The organism is Cellulosimicrobium sp. JZ28, from assembly GCF_015327065.1.
GTDB classification, from domain to species: domain Bacteria; phylum Actinomycetota; class Actinomycetes; order Actinomycetales; family Cellulomonadaceae; genus Cellulosimicrobium; species Cellulosimicrobium funkei.
The window spans coordinates 3,761,137-3,775,972 of record NZ_CP017660.1; the positions used below are offsets into that span (position 1 = coordinate 3,761,137).

Below are 14,836 nucleotides of genomic sequence, written 5' to 3' on the forward strand. Positions count from 1 at the left end.
AGGATGCGGGCGTGCCCCGACGACGCCGTCCCGACCACGCGCGGATCACGTTCGCGCTCGACGACGTCGCGGGCGACGCGGGACCGGACCGGCACCCAGAGCCGGGACCAGGCCCGGGCCCCGAGGAGGCCGCCCCGCCTCGCACGAGCGGCGCCGGACGGCGGCGCCTGCGTCTGGCGCTCGCGGGCGCGACCGCCGTCGGGCTCGTCGTCGCCGGGATGGCGGTCGTGGATGCCGCGTCGTCGCGCGGGTCGCTGGAGACGCTGCGCCGCTCCGTCGGGGGTGTCGAGCCCGTCGAGAGCACGCCGCGGGAGCTCTGGTCCACGGACGCGCAGACGAGCGGCGCCCTCGCCGCGCTGCCCGGCCTCCTCGTCGTCGTGCGCGACGACGAGGCGGTCGCCCACGACCTCGACTCCGGCGCGGTCCGCTGGACCGTGCCCCTCCCACGCACGTCCCGCTGCGGCGGCGAGCTCGAGCTCGCGCTGACGTCCCCGGTGCCGGACGAGACGCTCGTGTGCGTCACCGACGACGTCCCCTCGCCGCTCGCGAGCCGGACGCTGCTCACGACGACGACCGGCGAGGCGGTCGACGGGACGGCGTCCTTCCCCGCCCCGCAGGTGACCGTGCTCGACGCCGACGGCACCGCCACGACCCGCCCCCTGGACGCGTCGCGCGGCTGGTCGGCGCCGGGACCGGACGGCACGGTCGCCCGCTTCCGCCGCGTCGGCGACACGCCCGCCGCCCCGGTGCCGACCGACCCCTCGACGGGCCTGCCTACCGACCTGTCCGGAGGGCGCGCGGCGGTCGTCACGCTGGAGGACGCCCGGACCGGTGCCGTCCGCTGGGAGCACGAGCTGCCCTTCGTCGCCGAGGAGGGCGGGTGCGACCAATACTCCGTCGCCGAGGACGCCACGTACGCCGACCTCGACGGCGGGACCGTCGTCCGCTCCGCCGGGCTCGTGGCCGTGCGGGGCTGCGGTGTCGACGCCCGGTTCACGCCCGAGGGCACCCGCGTCGACGACCCGGAGAAGCCCGCGGACGTGGTCGCGCAGCTCCCCGACGGCGCGCTCCTGCGCGCGATCGACCGCGGCTGGGCCGCGCCGGACGGTTCCGGCGCAGCAGCCGTGCTCGAGCCGGACGGTGCCCTCCGGTGGGAGCCGACGGGCGAGGTGATCGTCCCGACCGCGACGGACGGGACCGCGGGAGACCTCGTGCTCACGCGCCAGGTCACGGACCTCGTCGCGCACGACGCGGCCGGGCGCCCGCGCTGGGAGAACGCGGAGGTGAACTCCCCCGAGATCGCGTACGTCGTCGCGGACGGCGTCGCCGTCGTCCTCCAGGGCATGGGTTCGGTCCTCGTCGGGGTCGACGTGGAGACCGGGCGCACCCTGTGGACCCGCACGATCGACGAGCTGGTCGACGACGGCGCGGGGCCCGCCGTGGGCCCCGGGATGCTGCACGTCGGGCAGGCGTTCACCGACGGCGCCCGCGCGCTCCTCGCCGTCTCGGCGTGGGAGGACGAGGAGCACAGCACGACACGGCTCGTCGCGCTCGACCTCCGCGACGGCGAGACCGGCTGGAGCAGCGCCTCGGCGTCCAGCACCCGGTACGCCGCGGTCCAGGGCCGGCTGCTGCGGCTCGACCTGGGTGACGACCCGACGGTGACCCGCCTGGGCTGAGGCGCCGGACCGACGCTCAGCGCGCGAGCCACTCCTTGCGCTCCGCGGGCGGCAGCTTCTCGACGGCGGCGCGCAGCACGTCGCGCGACATCGTGGCCGCCCGCTCCTCGAGGAACGCCCGCAGCCGCTCGGGCTCGACGTCGCCCGCGTGCCGGAGCATCCAGCCGACGCCCTTCTGGACGTACGGCTCCGGGTCGTCGAGCAGCATCGCGGACAGCCGGAACGTGTCGTCGACCTGGCCGCGCCGGAGGAACGCCGCCGTCGCGACGACGGCGGAGCGACGGCGCGGCCAGTCGGGCGCGCGCGCCAGGTCGTCGAGCACGTCGCGCGGGCGGTCGAGCAACCACGTCCCCAGCACCTGGGACGCGGTGAGGTCCACGAGGTCCCACGTGTCGATGCGGTCGTGCCGGCGCAGGAAGAGCTCGACGAGCTCCGCGTGCCGATCGACCGTCACGCGCCGGGCGGTCGCCGACTTGCCCATGATCGAGCACCCGCCGGCCCGCACCTCGTGGATCCGGTCCTCGAGCAGCAGCTCGATCTGGTCGACCGGCAGGTCGAGGGCGTTCTTCGCGAGCACGAACACGTCGCCCATTCGCACCCCGGCGACGGTGCCGTCGCCCGAGAAGCTCCGGGCGGACGCGCGGCGCTGGGCCGCCGTCGCGCGGGCGAGCAGGTCGGCCCGGAAGTCGGTCGCCGTCGTGTACGGCGGCATCGTCCCTCTCCTCTCCTCCGGGCGCGTGCCCGGGGTCCTGTCGTCGTCGGGCGGCCCGTGCCCCCGGCGGTCCTGCGGCTCAGCGCGGCGCCATGCGGATGGCGCCGTCGAGGCGGACCACCTCGCCGTTGAGCATCGGGTTCTCCACGATCGCGCGCACGAGGTGCGCGTACTCCTCCGGGCGCCCGAGCCGGCTCGGGTGCGGCACCTGCGCCCCGAGCGACTCCTGCGCCGCCTCGGGGAGCGACGCCATCATCGGCGTGCGGAAGATCCCGGGCGCGATCGTCATGACGCGGATCCGGTGCTGCGCGAGGTCGCGCGCGAGCGGCAGCGTGAGGCCGGCGACCCCGGCCTTGGACGCGGCGTAGGCCGCCTGCCCGACCTGGCCGTCGAACGCCGCGACCGACGCCGTCTGCACGACGACGCCGCGCTCCTCGCCGTCGGGGTCGGGGCCGTCGGGACCGAGCGGGTCGAGGGCGAGCATGCGCTCCGCGGCGAGCCGGACGACGTTGAACGTGCCGACGAGGTTGACGTCGACCACGCGGCGGAACGCGTCGAGCGCGTGCACCCCGGACCGGCCGAGGACCCGCTGCGCGAGCACGATCCCGGCGCAGCTCACGACGACGCGCGCCCCACCGAGGGCGTCCGCGGCGTCCAGGGCCCGCGCGACGTCGTCCTCGCTCGTCACGTCCGTGGGGACGAACCGCGCCGCGTCGCCGAGCCCCGCGGCGACCGCCGCGCCGTCGGACGACGCCAGGTCGGCCAGCACGACGCGCGCGCCGGCAGCCACCAGGCCCTCCGCCGTCGCGCGCCCGAGGCCCGACGCCCCGCCCGTCACCAGCGCGACCGCGCCCTCGATCCGCATCTCTCACCCTCCGTCAGCCGTGCGGGCTCCGTCGCCCGCCCCGCTGACCGTACCCAGGTGGAGCCGCAGGTCGCGAGATCGACCCGCGCGGCGACCTCCCGGACCACCCGGGCCGGGCCGCGCGGCCGCGGGCGCCCGGTGCGAGGGGCGTCAGTGCGCCGGCATCTCCAGGCAGCCGCCGTCCGCGATCGGACCCCCGGCCTCGAGGGTCACGGCGTCGGGCGCGACGCCCCCGAACACGCAGCCGCCGGGCACCGCGACGCCCACGCCGACGGTCGTCGCGACCTCGCCGGACGCCGTCGTGCCCACGACCTGCACGGTCTCGAACCCCGCGGCGGCGAGCGCCGTCGCGACCTCGTCGGCGTCGACCGCCGAGCCGTCCGCGACCGGGTCGAGCGCGGCGCGGACGGCGGGCACCGAGCGGGCCGCCTCGGCGTCGCGCTCGGGCGTGCCCTGGCGCTGGCGGTACGCCTCGTTCGACGCGTCGAGCGTCGTCTCGCGCCCGGTCCCGGTGCCGGCCGGCGCGCTCGCCGGCGCGCTCGCGACCGACCGCTCGGCGGAGGCGCCCCGCTGGTCGGCCCACGACCGCATCCCGACCGTCACGACCGCGAAGTACCCGACGACGCCCACGAACGCGAAGATCGCGATGCCCACGACCACGCCGACCACCGCCCGGGTCACGGGCGAGGTGGTGTCGGGGCCGTCGTCCGGTCCCCCGTCGTGTCCGTGGCCCGGCCCGTGGTCCGGCAGCCGCGTCGTCATGCCCCGAGTCTGTCCCGCGCGGGCGCGGGAGGCCACCGAGATTCCGCCGCTCCTACTGCTCGCGCGCGGCGCGGACGCCCTCGAGCCAGCGGTCGAACTCCTCCGCGAGCTCCTGCGGGGACATCCGGAGCGCCTCGGCCGGGCTCGTCGCCTCCCGGCCTGCGACGTACAACCGGCGCACCATGTCGGTCTTCGGGGTCCACGGGCGCATGGAGGCGTCCCTTCTCTCGGCTGCTGGCATCGCGCACATACTTCAGCACGCCACGGGCAGGCTCGCGCGCGCTCGACCTGGGGTCGGGACGGGTTCCGCACGACGTCACACCCGCGGTGCGAGGATGGGACGGGCCCGGACGCGCCGGCGCCTCGCCCGAGGAGGTCCCATGAGCCTGTACGACATCCCGTTCGACGCCATGGACGGGACGGCGCGCACCCTGCGCGAGCACGCGGACGACGTCGTGCTGGTCGTCAACGTCGCGTCGCGGTGCGGGCTCGCGCCGCAGTACGCGACGCTCGAGGCGATGCAGGAGAAGTACCGCGACCGCGGGTTCACCGTGATCGGGTTCCCCAGCAACCAGTTCCTCCAGGAGCTCGGCAGCAACGAGGCGATCCAGGAGTTCTGCTCGCTCACGTACGGCGTGACGTTCCCCGTGGTGGACCGCGTGCGCGTCAACGGCCGTCACGCGCACCCGCTCTACTCGGAGCTCAAGAAGACGCCCGACGCGGACGGCAAGGCGGGGCGCGTCACGTGGAACTTCGAGAAGTTCCTCGTCCTGCCGGGCGGCGAGGTGCACCGGTTCCGGCCGCGCACCCTGCCCGACGACCCGGCGATCGTCGAGCTCGTCGAGACCCACCTCCCCCGCTGACCCTCAGCGGACCACGAGCGCCGGGTGCCGCCGGTCGTCGACCCGCACGACGACGTCCGCCACGTCCTCGGGACGGACCTCCTCCGCGTACCGGCCGTAGGCGGCGAGCGTCCACGCCGCGTCGGGCGCGGTGCGGCGCGCGAGCGTCGCGGGGCGCAGGGCGAGGTGCACGGTGAGGTCGAGCGCGAGGCCGAGGCCCAGGCAGAGCGCGCCGTCGAGCACGACGACGAGGCCCGGCTCGGCCTCGACGTGCGCGGCGCGGGTCGACCGGCTCGTCGCGGGGTCGCGCAGGCTCGGCAGGTAGCGGCCGGACCCGCCCGGCCCGACGGCGTCGAGCACCTCCCGCCGGAGCCCCGCCACGTCGACCCACTCGTCGAGGAGCGCGTCGGGATCCTCGCGCCCGCGCTCGAGGCGCAGCGACGCGGGACGCCAGAAGTCCTGCACGCGCACGCGTGCGACCGGCCGACCCGCCGCGCGCAGCGGCGCGACCAGACGATCCGCGAGGTCCTCGGGCCGCGTGGAGGGGTGGCCGTCGACGAGGAGGCGGACCGCCCGGGGCTGCTCACGCCCGACGGCGAGCACGCGCTCGACCACCCGGTCCACGAGGACGTCCTCGCTCAGCGGCTCGACGCGCACCGGCTCGACCCGCCTCGGTTCGGTCCGCACCGTTCGCCCCGCGCCTTCGACCGCACCGCGTCAGGATGCCACGGACGCCGCGACCGGGTCCGCGCGCTCGGCCAGCCACGCGCGCGGCGAGCGGCCGACGCGGTGGCTGAACGCGCGCGAGAACGCGGCGGGCGTCGCGTAGCCGAGCTCGGTCGCGGTCCGGCTCACGGAGGCGCCCGCCCGGAGCCGGTCCTGCGCGACGGTGATGCGCCAGCCGGTCACGTAGTCGCCGGGCGGCTGCCCGACGACGGCGGTGAACCGGGCGGCGAACGCGCTCCGGGACAGGTGCGCCGCGCGCGCCATCGACGCGAGCGTCCACGGCTCCCCCGGCGCCTCGTGCACCGCGACGAGCACGGGCGCGAGGCGCTCGTCGGCGAGGCCGGGGAGCAGCCCCGGCGGGAGGGCGAGGTCGTCGGCGTGGTCGAGGATCCACCGGAAGAGCTGCACGAGCACGACCTCGAAGAGCCGGTCGGCGAGGACGCGACGGCCGCAGCGGACGTCGTCGATCTCGCGGAAGAGCAGGTCGAGCGCGGGCTCGAGGCCCGCCACGTCGTCGAGCGGCAGCACGAGCACGGGCGGCAGCGTGCGCACGAGGGGGTGGGTGGCGCCGCCCTCGACGTCGAGCGTCGCGCACGCGAAGTCGGAGTCCTCGGTGGGCGCGTTGTGGAACGCGTGGTCGAGCGGGCGCGGGTAGAAGAGCAGGCTCGGGCGGTCGACGCTGCGGCGCTCGACCCGGCCGTCCGCGCCGACGTGGGTCATGTCCATCTCGCCCCGCCGGAGCACGTGCAGGAACCCGCGCCCGGGCCGCGCGTCGAACGTCGTGACGCCGCACAGCGGCCCGGTGTGGAAGAGGTGCGTCCGCACGCGGAACCGCTCGAGCAGGTGCGAGAGCCGGTCGACGGGAGCCATCACCCCAGGATGCCAGACGATCGGACACGTTCCGAGGACGATTCGTTCCCCGTCGTCCGACGCGACCGACCAGGCTGGACGACGTCGGCCCCGCCGGGGCCGGCGTCCCCGCACCCGGAGGAGATCCCCGTGTCCCGTGTCCCCCTCGTCAGCCCCGAGTCCGCCACCGGCCCCGTCGCCGACGGGCTCGACCAGATCCGTGCCGCGTTCGGCGGCGTCCCGGCGATGTTCCGGGCGGTCGCGAACTCGCCCGCCGCCCTGCAGAGCATGTGGGGTGCGTTCGGCGCCCTCGGCACCGGCACGCTCGGCGCGGCCGTCGGCGAGCAGATCGCCGTCGCCGTCGCGAACCGGAACGCGTGCGAGTACTGCCTCGCCGCCCACACCGCGCTCGGGCGCAAGGCCGGCGTCGCGCGCGACGACCTCACCGCCGCGCAGGACGGCACCGCGTCCGACCCGCGCGTCGAGGCGCTGCTGCGCTTCGCGCTCGCCCTCGTGGACGAGCGCGGCCACGTGAGCGCGCAGGACGTGCAGGCGGTGCGCGACGCGGGGTGGACCGACGAGCAGGTGGTCGAGGTCGTCGCGCACGTCGCGCTCAACCTGTTCACCAACTACGTCAACGTCGCGCTCGACGTCCCCGTCGACTTCCCCGCCGTCGGTCTGCGCCGCGCCGCCTGAGAGGAGCCACCGTGCCGTCCCACCCCGCCGCACCGTCGCGCCCTGCCGCACCGTCCCGCCCTGGCGACCCACGCTCCCCGGCGCCCGCCCCGGGACCCGCGAGCGCCGTCGTGCTGGAGGTGCGCACCGGCGGGGTGGGCACGGTGGCCCACCGTGGGCGCGACGTGCCGACGGCGTTCCGCAAGCGGCCGCGCCTCGGCCCCGTCGCGGTGGGGACGGAAGGGCTGGAAGGCGACGCGCAGGCCGACCGGCGCGTGCACGGCGGCCCCGAGAAGGCCGTGTGCGTGTACCCGGTCGAGCACTACGCGGCGTGGCGCGACGAGCTCGGCGCGGACCTCCCGCCCGGCGCGTTCGGGGAGAACCTCCTGACGCGCGGGCTCACCGAGGACGACCTGCTGCTGGGCGACGTGATCACCCTCGGGACGGCGACCCTCCAGGTGAGCATGCCGCGCCGCCCCTGCTACAAGCTCGCGGCGGTCCACGGTCTCGTCGACCTCCCGGACCGGGTCCAGTCGTCGGGCCGCACGGGCTGGTACCTGCGCGTGCTCACGCCCGGCACGGTGCGGTCGGGCACGACCGCCGTCGTCGTCGACCGGCCGACCCGGAGCACGACGGTGCGCGAGGTCAACCGCGTGATGAACCTCGACCGCGACGACCTCCCGGCCGCCGCGGCGCTCGCCGCGCTCCCGACGCTCCCCGCGCGCTGGCGCGACACGCTCGCGCGCCGGCTCCGGGGCGGGACCGAGGACGACCGGGCGCGGCTGCGGGGGCCGCTCGCCGAGGGTCCGTAGCGCCCGCCGCTCAGGCGTGGGGCGGCGCACCGCCGTCGGACGCCGCGGCCTCGTCCGCGCGCGGCAGGCGGACGACGAGCAGGCACGTGTCGTCCTCGTCGCTGCGGCCCCCGGCCTGGTCGAGCAGGTGGTCCCGGACGGCGGCAGCGTCCGCGTCCGCCGGGGCGCGGCCGAGGGCCCGCGCGAGCTCCGCGACGCCCTCGCGCTGGCCCCGGGCGCGGGACTCCACGAGGCCGTCGGTGTACAGCACGAGCACGCTCCCGGCACGCGGTCGCACCCGGGCGGCCGTGACGGGCCGGGGCGTGACGACCCCGATCGGCGTGGTGAGCGACTCGTCGAGCGGGCGGACGACGCCGTCGGGCGTGCGGAGCAGGGGCGGCGGGTGGCCGGCCCGGCAGTAGACGAGCTCGCGCCCGCCGTCCGCGTCGGGCGGCCCGAGCGTCGCGACGACGCACGTCGCGACGTCCGCGAGGCCGAAGCGCTTCACGAGCCCGTCCAGGCGCTCGACGACCTCCTCGGGCGTCGTGCCGTCCGCCGCGACGGTGAGGAGCGCCGACCGGATCTGACCCATCGCGGCGGCGGCGTGCATGTCGTGCCCGACGACGTCCCCCACCACGAGCAGCACGCGGCCGTCGGGCAGCTCGATCGCCTCGAACCAGTCGCCGCCGACCGCCGCGGCGCCCACGGACGACCCGCCTCCGGCGGGCCGGTAGACCACGGCCACGTCCAGCCCGTCGAGGGATCCGAGCCGCGGCAGCATGCGCTCCTGCAGGGTGTGCGCGGCGTCGCGCTCGCGCTCGTAGAGCCGCGCGTTGTCGAGCAGGAGGCCGATCCGGTGGCCGAGGTCCTCGAACATCACGGCGTCCTCGTCCTCGAAGAACCCGGGCTGCGCGCTGACCACGGCGAGCACACCGACGATCCGGCCGCGGGCCCGCAGCCCGACGGACATCGCGGAGCCGAGCCCGAGCTCGTGCATGGCGGCGAGCTCCTCCTCGTCCGCGTGCGGCGAGACGAGGTCGGGCGTGACGTCGAACGGCCGCGCGAACTGCGCGCCGCCCCGAGCACGTCGACCGCCGCGAGCGAGCGGTCCGCCCAGCCCGGTGTCCGGGACAGGCGCCGGGCGGCATCGGCGAGCGCCGGGTCGTGCGACGCGACGTCGGTGCGCGAGCGCCCACCCGGGTACGTCACGACGACCGCCCAGCACGAGAACACCTCGGCCACGGCCTGTACCGCCTCGGCGAGCACGTCCTCCGTGCCGAGCAGCTCGCCCAGCCGCTCGACGAGCCGGGTGGTCGTGGTCAGCCGGTGGTTCGCCGAGATCGCGGCGTCGAGAGCCGCCTCGCGCGAGCGCGCCGTCTCCACCCGCGCCGTGACGTCGGCCTGGACGCCGACGAAGTGCGTGAGGGTGCCGAGCTCGTCGTGCACGGGCGAGAGGGTGAGCTGGTTCCAGAACGCCGTGCCGTCCTTGCGGTAGTTGAGCAGCGTCTCGCCCGCCGTGGTGCCGCCGTCGACCGCGGCCCGGATCCTCGCGACCGCGTCGCGGTCGGTCCCCGGGCCCTGGAGGAAACGACAGTTGGTGCCGAGCACCTCGTCCGCGGCGTAGCCGGTGGTCGCCGTGAACGCCGGGTTGACCCAGACCAGAGGCACCCCCGGGGCGCGGGCGTCCGCGATGGTGAACGAGACCTCGCTCGCAGACATCGCGCGCCGCTCGAGCGCGGCGGCGAGGCGCTCCGCCTCGGCCGGTGCGAGGGAGGCGCGCGCGGGGTCGGAGGGTGCGGAGGACGCGACCACAAGACGCCTCTCGGCTCGACGACGGGCGTCCTGTGCTCGAACGCCCGGAACACTCTCGCACGCGACGGTCGCTCGCGAGGACCGCACCCCGACGTGCCGGCACCCGTGCCACCCGCGCGCGGGGCGGGTGGACGTCGGGTGTCAGCGGGGTCAGACGACCGGCAGGCGCAGCGCCTCCCCGAGCGGGACCGACGGGCCCTGGAACGGCACGACGTCCTGCTCGCACGTGGCGCCGTCGGTCGCGTCGAGGTCCACGAGGTACCGCGCGACGGCGTCGTCCGCGCACGCGCTCTTGCCGATGATCGTGTGGCCCCAGCCCTCGACGGTGAGCACGCGGGCGTCGGGCCAGCGGTCCGCGTAGGGCTGCGTGAACCCGTACGGCGTCGCGGGGTCGAACCGGGTCCCGACCACGAGGACGGGAGTCTCGGTCGTCTGGTCCCACGGGCCCGTGAACGCGTCGCGGTCCTCGACGGGCACGAACTCGCACTGGAGGCCCACCCAGCCGCGGAAGCGCCCGAAGTGCGGGTACTGCGCGTCGAGCGCGTCGACCTTCGCGGGGTACTGCCACGGCCGGCCGGGGGTCGTCGTGTCGACGCACAGGCTCGCGAGCGCGCCGCCGACGGACGCGTAGTCCTCGGCGAAGCCCGCGCGGCGGAGCAGCTCCCCGAGCGAGGGCAGGGCACGGAGCGTGCGCTGGCGGTCCGCGTCCGCGGGCGGCTCGACGGCGCCGCTCAGCACGGCGAGCGACGCGAGCGTGAGGTCGAGGTCGCCCCACGCGACGGGCTCGTACAGGTACTGGAAGACGAGCGCCACCGTGTCCGGGTACCCGACGCGCACGCTCGTGCCGTCGGGGAGCGGCACGTCGACGGGCGCCTCGCGGAGCGCGGCGTAGGTCGCCTCGACGACGTCGGCCGGGTCGCCGAGCGACGCGAGCGCGCACGCCGACGGCCCCGCCTCCGCGCACAGCCGCGTGAACTCGCCGAACGTCTCGGTCGCGCCGGCGGCCTGCCCGATCCGGGCGCCGATCAGCTCGCGCGATCCGACGCCCGACCACGCGTCGACGTCCATCGTGCCGTCGAGCACCAGGGCGCGGACGCGGTCGGGGAACAGCGCCCCGTACGTCGCGCCGAGCACCGTGCCGTAGGAGTACCCCACGTAGCTGAGCTGCTCGTCGCCCACCGCCTGACGCAGCAGGTCCATGTCCCGCGCGACGTTCGCCGTCGACGCGTGCGCGATCCGGTCGCCCGAGAACAGCGTGCAGGACGCCCCGAACGCCGCCATCTGGCCGAGGTACCGCGCCTCCTCGCGGTCGGTCACGGGGAACGCGGGCAGGCCCGCGAGGAACGCGTTCTCGCGGTCCTGGTCGCGGAAGCACGTCGCGGGGTCGGACGTCCCGACGGCGCGCGGGTCGAACCCGATGACGTCGAACCGCGCGAGCACGTCGTCGTCGAAGAGCGAGCCCCCGAGCAGGTGCAGCGTCTCGACACCCGGGCCGCCGGGGCCGCCGAAGTTGGTGAACAGGCTCCCGATCCGCTGCTCGGGGTCGGACGCCGGGAGCCGCGTCAGGCCGATGGTCGTCGTGCGGGCGTGAGGGCGGTCGTAGTCGGTCGGCACCTGCGCCGTCGCGCACTCGAACGCCTCGAGGCCGTCGCCGTCGCAGGGGCCCCACGCGATCTCGGGCACGGGTGCCTCGACCTGGGCGGCCGTCGTCGTGGCGGGTCCGGTGCGGGCCGACGCCGTGGCGGCACCGGTGCGGGCTGGCTCACCCCCCGGGCCCGCGACGGCGGCGGCGGGGACCCCGCCGAGCAGGAGGACCGCCGCCAGCGACGAGGCGGCGGCGCGGACGGTTCGTGTCGTCATCGATCGCGAAGTCATCGCTCCCCATCCGACCACGGGCCCGCGGAGAGCGCACCCGGACCTGTGCGGCCGAGCACGCCGGGCCACAGCACGGGTGGTACCACTATTGGTACCGTAGGTCTCGTGACGAAGCGAGACAAGGTGCTGGACCGCATGCGGAACAGCCCGGGCAGCGTTCGCTTCGACGAGCTCGCCGCCGTGTGCGACCACTACTTCGGCGAGCCTCGGCGTAGTAGTGGCTCGCACCACGTCTACGCCATGCCGTGACCCGGTGACCCTCGGGTCAACATCCAGAACAGCAACGGCCGGGCCAAGGCCTACCAGGTCAGACAGGTCCTCGAGGCGATCGACAGGCTCGAGGCCATGCACGTTGAGAACGACCCCTCAGAGGAGGAGAAGTGAACGCCGCCGAGCACTACAGCTACCGCGTGTCCTGGTCCGCAGACGACGGAGAGTTCGTCGGTACGGTTCTCGAGCTACCCTCCCTCTCCTGGCTCGAGCCCGAGTCGGCCGCCGCGTTCGCCGGGATCCGGAAGCTCGCCTCCGAGGTGGTCGAGGACCTCGCAGCCTCTGGCGAAGAGGTCCCCGAGCCCCTGTCCGAGCGCCACTACTCCGGCGAGTTCCGCGTGCGGATCCCCCCGGCCATGCACCGTCGGCTCGTCGAGGAGGCTGCCGCGCAGGGCATCTCGATGAACCGTCTCGCCAACCACAAGCTCTCCGCCTGAGAGCACGAAGCGCGCGTCCCAAGAGCCACCTTCTCGCGCGGGCTGCGTCGTACCGCTCGGCTCTCCCAGGGCGCGACGTCGAGCCCGGGACCGCGTGCGACCGAGACGCCGGCCGCGATGCCGAATCTCGCCGGTCAGCGCAGCACCACGACGGCGACCCCCGCCGCGACGGCGAGGGGCGCGAGCACGAGGCCCTGGCGGATCACGTGCCACGCGGGCGGCGCCTCCTGCCCGAAGGTGTGACGGCGGTACTGCTGCCACCACAGCACGGTCGCGAGCGACGCCCAGGGCGTGATCAGCGGCCCGGCGTCGACCGCGACGAGCAAGGTCGCGAGCCGCTCGACGTCCTCGCCCGCCGCGGGGAGCAGCGCGAGGAACGCGGGCAGGTTGTTCACGAGGTTCGCCGCGACGACGCCCGTCGCGGCGAGGCGGGCGAGGTCGCCCGGTCCGGTCCCCGTGCCCGCGACGGCGGCGAGGAGGTCGCCGAGCCCGTGCGCGTGCCAGGTCTCCACGACCACGAACAGCGCCGCCACGACGAGCGCCGACCGCCACGGCAGCATCTCGCGCACCGGCACGAGCGGGCGCACGCGCCGCCACCACGTCGCGAGCGCGAGCACCGCCGCACCCGCGAGCGCCGTCGGCGCGACGGGCAGCTCGAGCGCGAACGCGACCGCGAGGAGCACGACGACGGCCCCCGTGACACGCAGGAGCACCCGGTCGGGCGGCGTCGGGCCGGGACCCACGAGGTCGAACCGTCCCCGCAGGTGGCGACCGTGCAGCGCGAGCAGCACGACGACCGTCACCACGAGGACCACGAGCGCCGGCGCCCACATCACCCCGACGTACCCGGTGCCGAACCGGTCCGCCGCGAGCAGATTGGTGAGGTTCGAGACCGGCAGGAGGAGCGACGCCGTGTTCGCGAGCGCGAGCACGGTGAGCGCGAGCGGCAGGGGCCTGGTGCCCGTGCGCCGGGCGAGGGCGAGCACGACGGGCGTGACGAGCACCGCCGTCGTGTCGAGCGACAGCACGACGGTGCTGGCCGTCGCGAGCAGGACGACGAGCACCCACAGCACGATCCGCCGACCTCGGGCGAGCCGCGCCGCCCGGGCGGCGACGGCGTCGAACAGGCCCGCGCCCGCGCACAGCTCCGCGACGACCGTGATGGCGAGGAGGAACACCAGGACCGGCCCGGTGCGCACGAGCAGGTCGCGCGCGTCCGCCGCGGGGAGCAGACCCGTCGCGGGGAGCGCGACGACGACCACCGCGGCGAGGAGCCACGGCGGCAGACGACGGCGGCGTCGCCGGTGAGCCGTGCCCGCGGCGGCGCCGGAGTCCGCGCCGACATCAGGGGGAGGCTCGGTCGTCACGGCGGTCACTGTACGACCGGTGCACCTCGCTCGGCGGTCGAGGGCTCGTGTCGGCAGCAGTCGCAGGACGGGGCGGCGGCGTCCGTGGGGGCGGCGTGCACGACGGCGGTCGGGGCGCAGCACGCGTCGCCGCGCCAGGCCTCGACGCCCTCCTTGACCGCGACGGCGGCGATGACGAGCGCGGCGAGCGGGTCGGCCCACGACCACCCGAGGGTCGCGTTGAGGACGAGCCCGACGAGCAGGACCGCCGACAGGTACGTGCACAGCAGCGTCTGCTTCGAGTCCGCGACGGCGGACGCCGAGCCGAGCTCGCGTCCGGTGCGGCGCTCGAACCACGACAGGAACGGCATGACGGCGAGGCTCACCGCGGCGAGCCAGATGCCGACGACCGAGTGCTCGGGTTCCGCCGCGCCGAGCAGCGACCGGACGGCGTCGACGGACACGAACACCGCGAGGCCGAGGAACGAGACCGCGATGACGCGCATCGCGGCCCGCTCACGCCGGTGGGGGTCGGGCGCCGCGAACTGCCAGGCGACCGCGGCAGCGGAGAGGACCTCGACGAGCGAGTCGAGCCCGAACCCGACGAGGGCGGCCGACGACGCGACCCGTCCTGCCGTGATCGCGACGACGGCCTCCACGGCGTTCCACGCGATCGTCGCGGCGACGACCCACCGCACGCGCCGCTCGAGGACGGCGCGGCGCGCGGCCGTCAGGGCGGGGGCGGACGGCGGTGCACCGACGGGGACGGAGGTCATGAGCACGTGCACCCGTCGGGGCCGCAGCAGGTCGGGTCGACCTGGACGACGAGCCGCAGCAGGTCGTCGAGCGCGGGCGCGAGGTGCGGGTCGGCGAGGCGGTACCAGGTGCGGCGCCCGTCGGGGATCGCCTCGACGAGCCCGCACCCGCGCAGGCACGCGAGCTGGTTGGACATGACCTGGCGGGAGACGCCGAGCGCGTCGGCGAGGTCGGACGGGTAGGCGGGCGCCTCGCGCAGCGCGAGCAGGACGCGGGCGCGCGTCTCGTCCGACAGGGCGTGCCCCAGCCGCGCGAGCGCGGCGGTGTGGGTGAGGGTGACCGTCTCGACCATGGGTGCGACAGTACACGGACTCGTGTATTCACAAAAGGATGTACCGCGGAGGGGCGCCCGGCGGGCGGGGCGTGGGTGGTCGGCGTG

The 14,836-nt window shown here is 76.0% G+C and carries 18 protein-coding genes; 6 read left to right on the forward strand and 12 right to left on the reverse strand.

What is annotated here, in order from left to right; all coding sequences use genetic code 11:
* The first annotated feature begins 11 nt into the window (after positions 1-11).
* On the forward strand, positions 12-1,679 hold the full coding sequence (locus BJP59_RS16815; protein ID WP_194521516.1) for an outer membrane protein assembly factor BamB family protein: 1,668 nt from the start codon (positions 12-14) through the stop codon (positions 1,677-1,679).
* A 16-nt stretch (positions 1,680-1,695) separates the two neighbouring features.
* Here the strand turns inward: BJP59_RS16815 and BJP59_RS16820 are convergent, their stop codons facing one another.
* From BJP59_RS16820 to BJP59_RS16835, 4 genes are all read right to left on the reverse strand, one after another.
* The gene (locus BJP59_RS16820; RefSeq protein ID WP_194521517.1) at positions 1,696-2,391 is read right to left on the reverse strand and encodes a DNA alkylation repair protein; all 696 of its coding nucleotides are present in this window, start codon (positions 2,389-2,391) and stop codon (positions 1,696-1,698) included.
* 79 nt (positions 2,392-2,470) lie between these two features.
* Entirely contained in the window at positions 2,471-3,256 is a 786-nt protein-coding gene (locus tag BJP59_RS16825) for an SDR family NAD(P)-dependent oxidoreductase (RefSeq protein ID WP_074803850.1), read from the reverse strand.
* 150 nt (positions 3,257-3,406) lie between these two features.
* Positions 3,407-4,018, reverse strand: a complete 612-nt coding sequence (locus BJP59_RS16830) for a DUF6993 domain-containing protein (protein ID WP_194521518.1) — start codon at positions 4,016-4,018, stop codon at positions 3,407-3,409.
* A gap of 52 nt (positions 4,019-4,070) precedes the next feature.
* Positions 4,071-4,229 carry a hypothetical protein gene (locus BJP59_RS16835; protein ID WP_021483806.1) on the reverse strand — a complete coding sequence of 53 codons (159 nt, stop codon included), beginning with the start codon at positions 4,227-4,229 and terminating at the stop codon, positions 4,071-4,073.
* Between the two features lie 169 nt (positions 4,230-4,398).
* On the opposite strand from BJP59_RS16835, the gene BJP59_RS16840 reads away from it, so the two are divergent.
* Positions 4,399-4,881, forward strand: a complete 483-nt coding sequence (locus BJP59_RS16840; RefSeq protein ID WP_194521519.1) for a glutathione peroxidase — start codon at positions 4,399-4,401, stop codon at positions 4,879-4,881.
* Between the two features lie 3 nt (positions 4,882-4,884).
* On the opposite strand, the gene BJP59_RS16845 is transcribed toward BJP59_RS16840, so the two are convergent.
* Both BJP59_RS16845 and BJP59_RS16850 read right to left on the reverse strand, forming a co-directional pair.
* Entirely contained in the window at positions 4,885-5,517 is a 633-nt protein-coding gene (locus BJP59_RS16845) for a uridine kinase (protein ID WP_194521520.1), read from the reverse strand.
* Between the two features lie 60 nt (positions 5,518-5,577).
* The gene (locus BJP59_RS16850; protein WP_194521521.1) at positions 5,578-6,456 is read right to left on the reverse strand and encodes an AraC family transcriptional regulator; all 879 of its coding nucleotides are present in this window, start codon (positions 6,454-6,456) and stop codon (positions 5,578-5,580) included.
* Between the two features lie 129 nt (positions 6,457-6,585).
* Here BJP59_RS16850 and BJP59_RS16855 point away from each other — a divergent pair, with 129 nt between their 5' ends.
* Together BJP59_RS16855 and BJP59_RS16860 are read left to right on the forward strand one after the other, a co-directional pair.
* Positions 6,586-7,131: a carboxymuconolactone decarboxylase family protein gene (locus BJP59_RS16855; RefSeq protein ID WP_171468589.1), complete on the forward strand. Its 546-nt coding sequence runs from the start codon at positions 6,586-6,588 to the stop codon at positions 7,129-7,131.
* A gap of 11 nt (positions 7,132-7,142) precedes the next feature.
* The gene (locus BJP59_RS16860; RefSeq protein ID WP_194521522.1) at positions 7,143-7,922 is read left to right on the forward strand and encodes an MOSC domain-containing protein; all 780 of its coding nucleotides are present in this window, start codon (positions 7,143-7,145) and stop codon (positions 7,920-7,922) included.
* A gap of 10 nt (positions 7,923-7,932) precedes the next feature.
* Here the strand turns inward: BJP59_RS16860 and BJP59_RS16865 are convergent, their stop codons facing one another.
* The 3 genes from BJP59_RS16865 to BJP59_RS16870 all read right to left on the reverse strand — a co-directional run bounded on the left by BJP59_RS16865 (position 7,933) and on the right by BJP59_RS16870 (position 11,573).
* Positions 7,933-8,871: a PP2C family protein-serine/threonine phosphatase gene (locus tag BJP59_RS16865; RefSeq protein ID WP_336244634.1), complete on the reverse strand. Its 939-nt coding sequence runs from the start codon at positions 8,869-8,871 to the stop codon at positions 7,933-7,935.
* Complete coding sequence (locus BJP59_RS19975) at positions 8,778-9,713, reverse strand: PAS domain-containing protein (RefSeq protein WP_228485142.1); 936 nt, start codon at positions 9,711-9,713, stop codon at positions 8,778-8,780. Before BJP59_RS19975 ends, BJP59_RS16865 begins: the two co-directional genes overlap by 94 nt.
* Positions 9,714-9,863: 150 nt before the next feature.
* Positions 9,864-11,573: an alpha/beta hydrolase gene (locus tag BJP59_RS16870; protein ID WP_194521524.1), complete on the reverse strand. Its 1,710-nt coding sequence runs from the start codon at positions 11,571-11,573 to the stop codon at positions 9,864-9,866.
* A gap of 120 nt (positions 11,574-11,693) precedes the next feature.
* On the opposite strand from BJP59_RS16870, the gene BJP59_RS19980 reads away from it, so the two are divergent.
* Together BJP59_RS19980 and BJP59_RS16880 are read left to right on the forward strand one after the other, a co-directional pair.
* On the forward strand, positions 11,694-11,837 hold the full coding sequence (locus BJP59_RS19980) for a hypothetical protein (protein WP_228485143.1): 144 nt from the start codon (positions 11,694-11,696) through the stop codon (positions 11,835-11,837).
* Between the two features lie 131 nt (positions 11,838-11,968).
* Positions 11,969-12,295: a type II toxin-antitoxin system HicB family antitoxin gene (locus BJP59_RS16880; protein WP_043652837.1), complete on the forward strand. Its 327-nt coding sequence runs from the start codon at positions 11,969-11,971 to the stop codon at positions 12,293-12,295.
* A gap of 134 nt (positions 12,296-12,429) precedes the next feature.
* Here the strand turns inward: BJP59_RS16880 and BJP59_RS16885 are convergent, their stop codons facing one another.
* Genes BJP59_RS16885 through BJP59_RS16895 form a run of 3 tightly spaced genes read right to left on the reverse strand, consistent with a single transcriptional unit; the run spans position 12,430 to position 14,749 of the window.
* Positions 12,430-13,662 carry an SLC13 family permease gene (locus tag BJP59_RS16885; protein ID WP_194521525.1) on the reverse strand — a complete coding sequence of 411 codons (1,233 nt, stop codon included), beginning with the start codon at positions 13,660-13,662 and terminating at the stop codon, positions 12,430-12,432.
* 5 nt (positions 13,663-13,667) lie between these two features.
* Positions 13,668-14,417, reverse strand: coding sequence for a cation transporter (locus BJP59_RS16890; RefSeq protein WP_194521526.1), 750 nt, complete (start codon positions 14,415-14,417; stop codon positions 13,668-13,670).
* Positions 14,414-14,749, reverse strand: coding sequence for an ArsR/SmtB family transcription factor (locus BJP59_RS16895; RefSeq protein WP_043652840.1), 336 nt, complete (start codon positions 14,747-14,749; stop codon positions 14,414-14,416). The genes BJP59_RS16890 and BJP59_RS16895 overlap by 4 nt, the downstream gene beginning before the upstream one ends.
* Between the last annotated feature and the right edge of the window lie 87 nt (positions 14,750-14,836).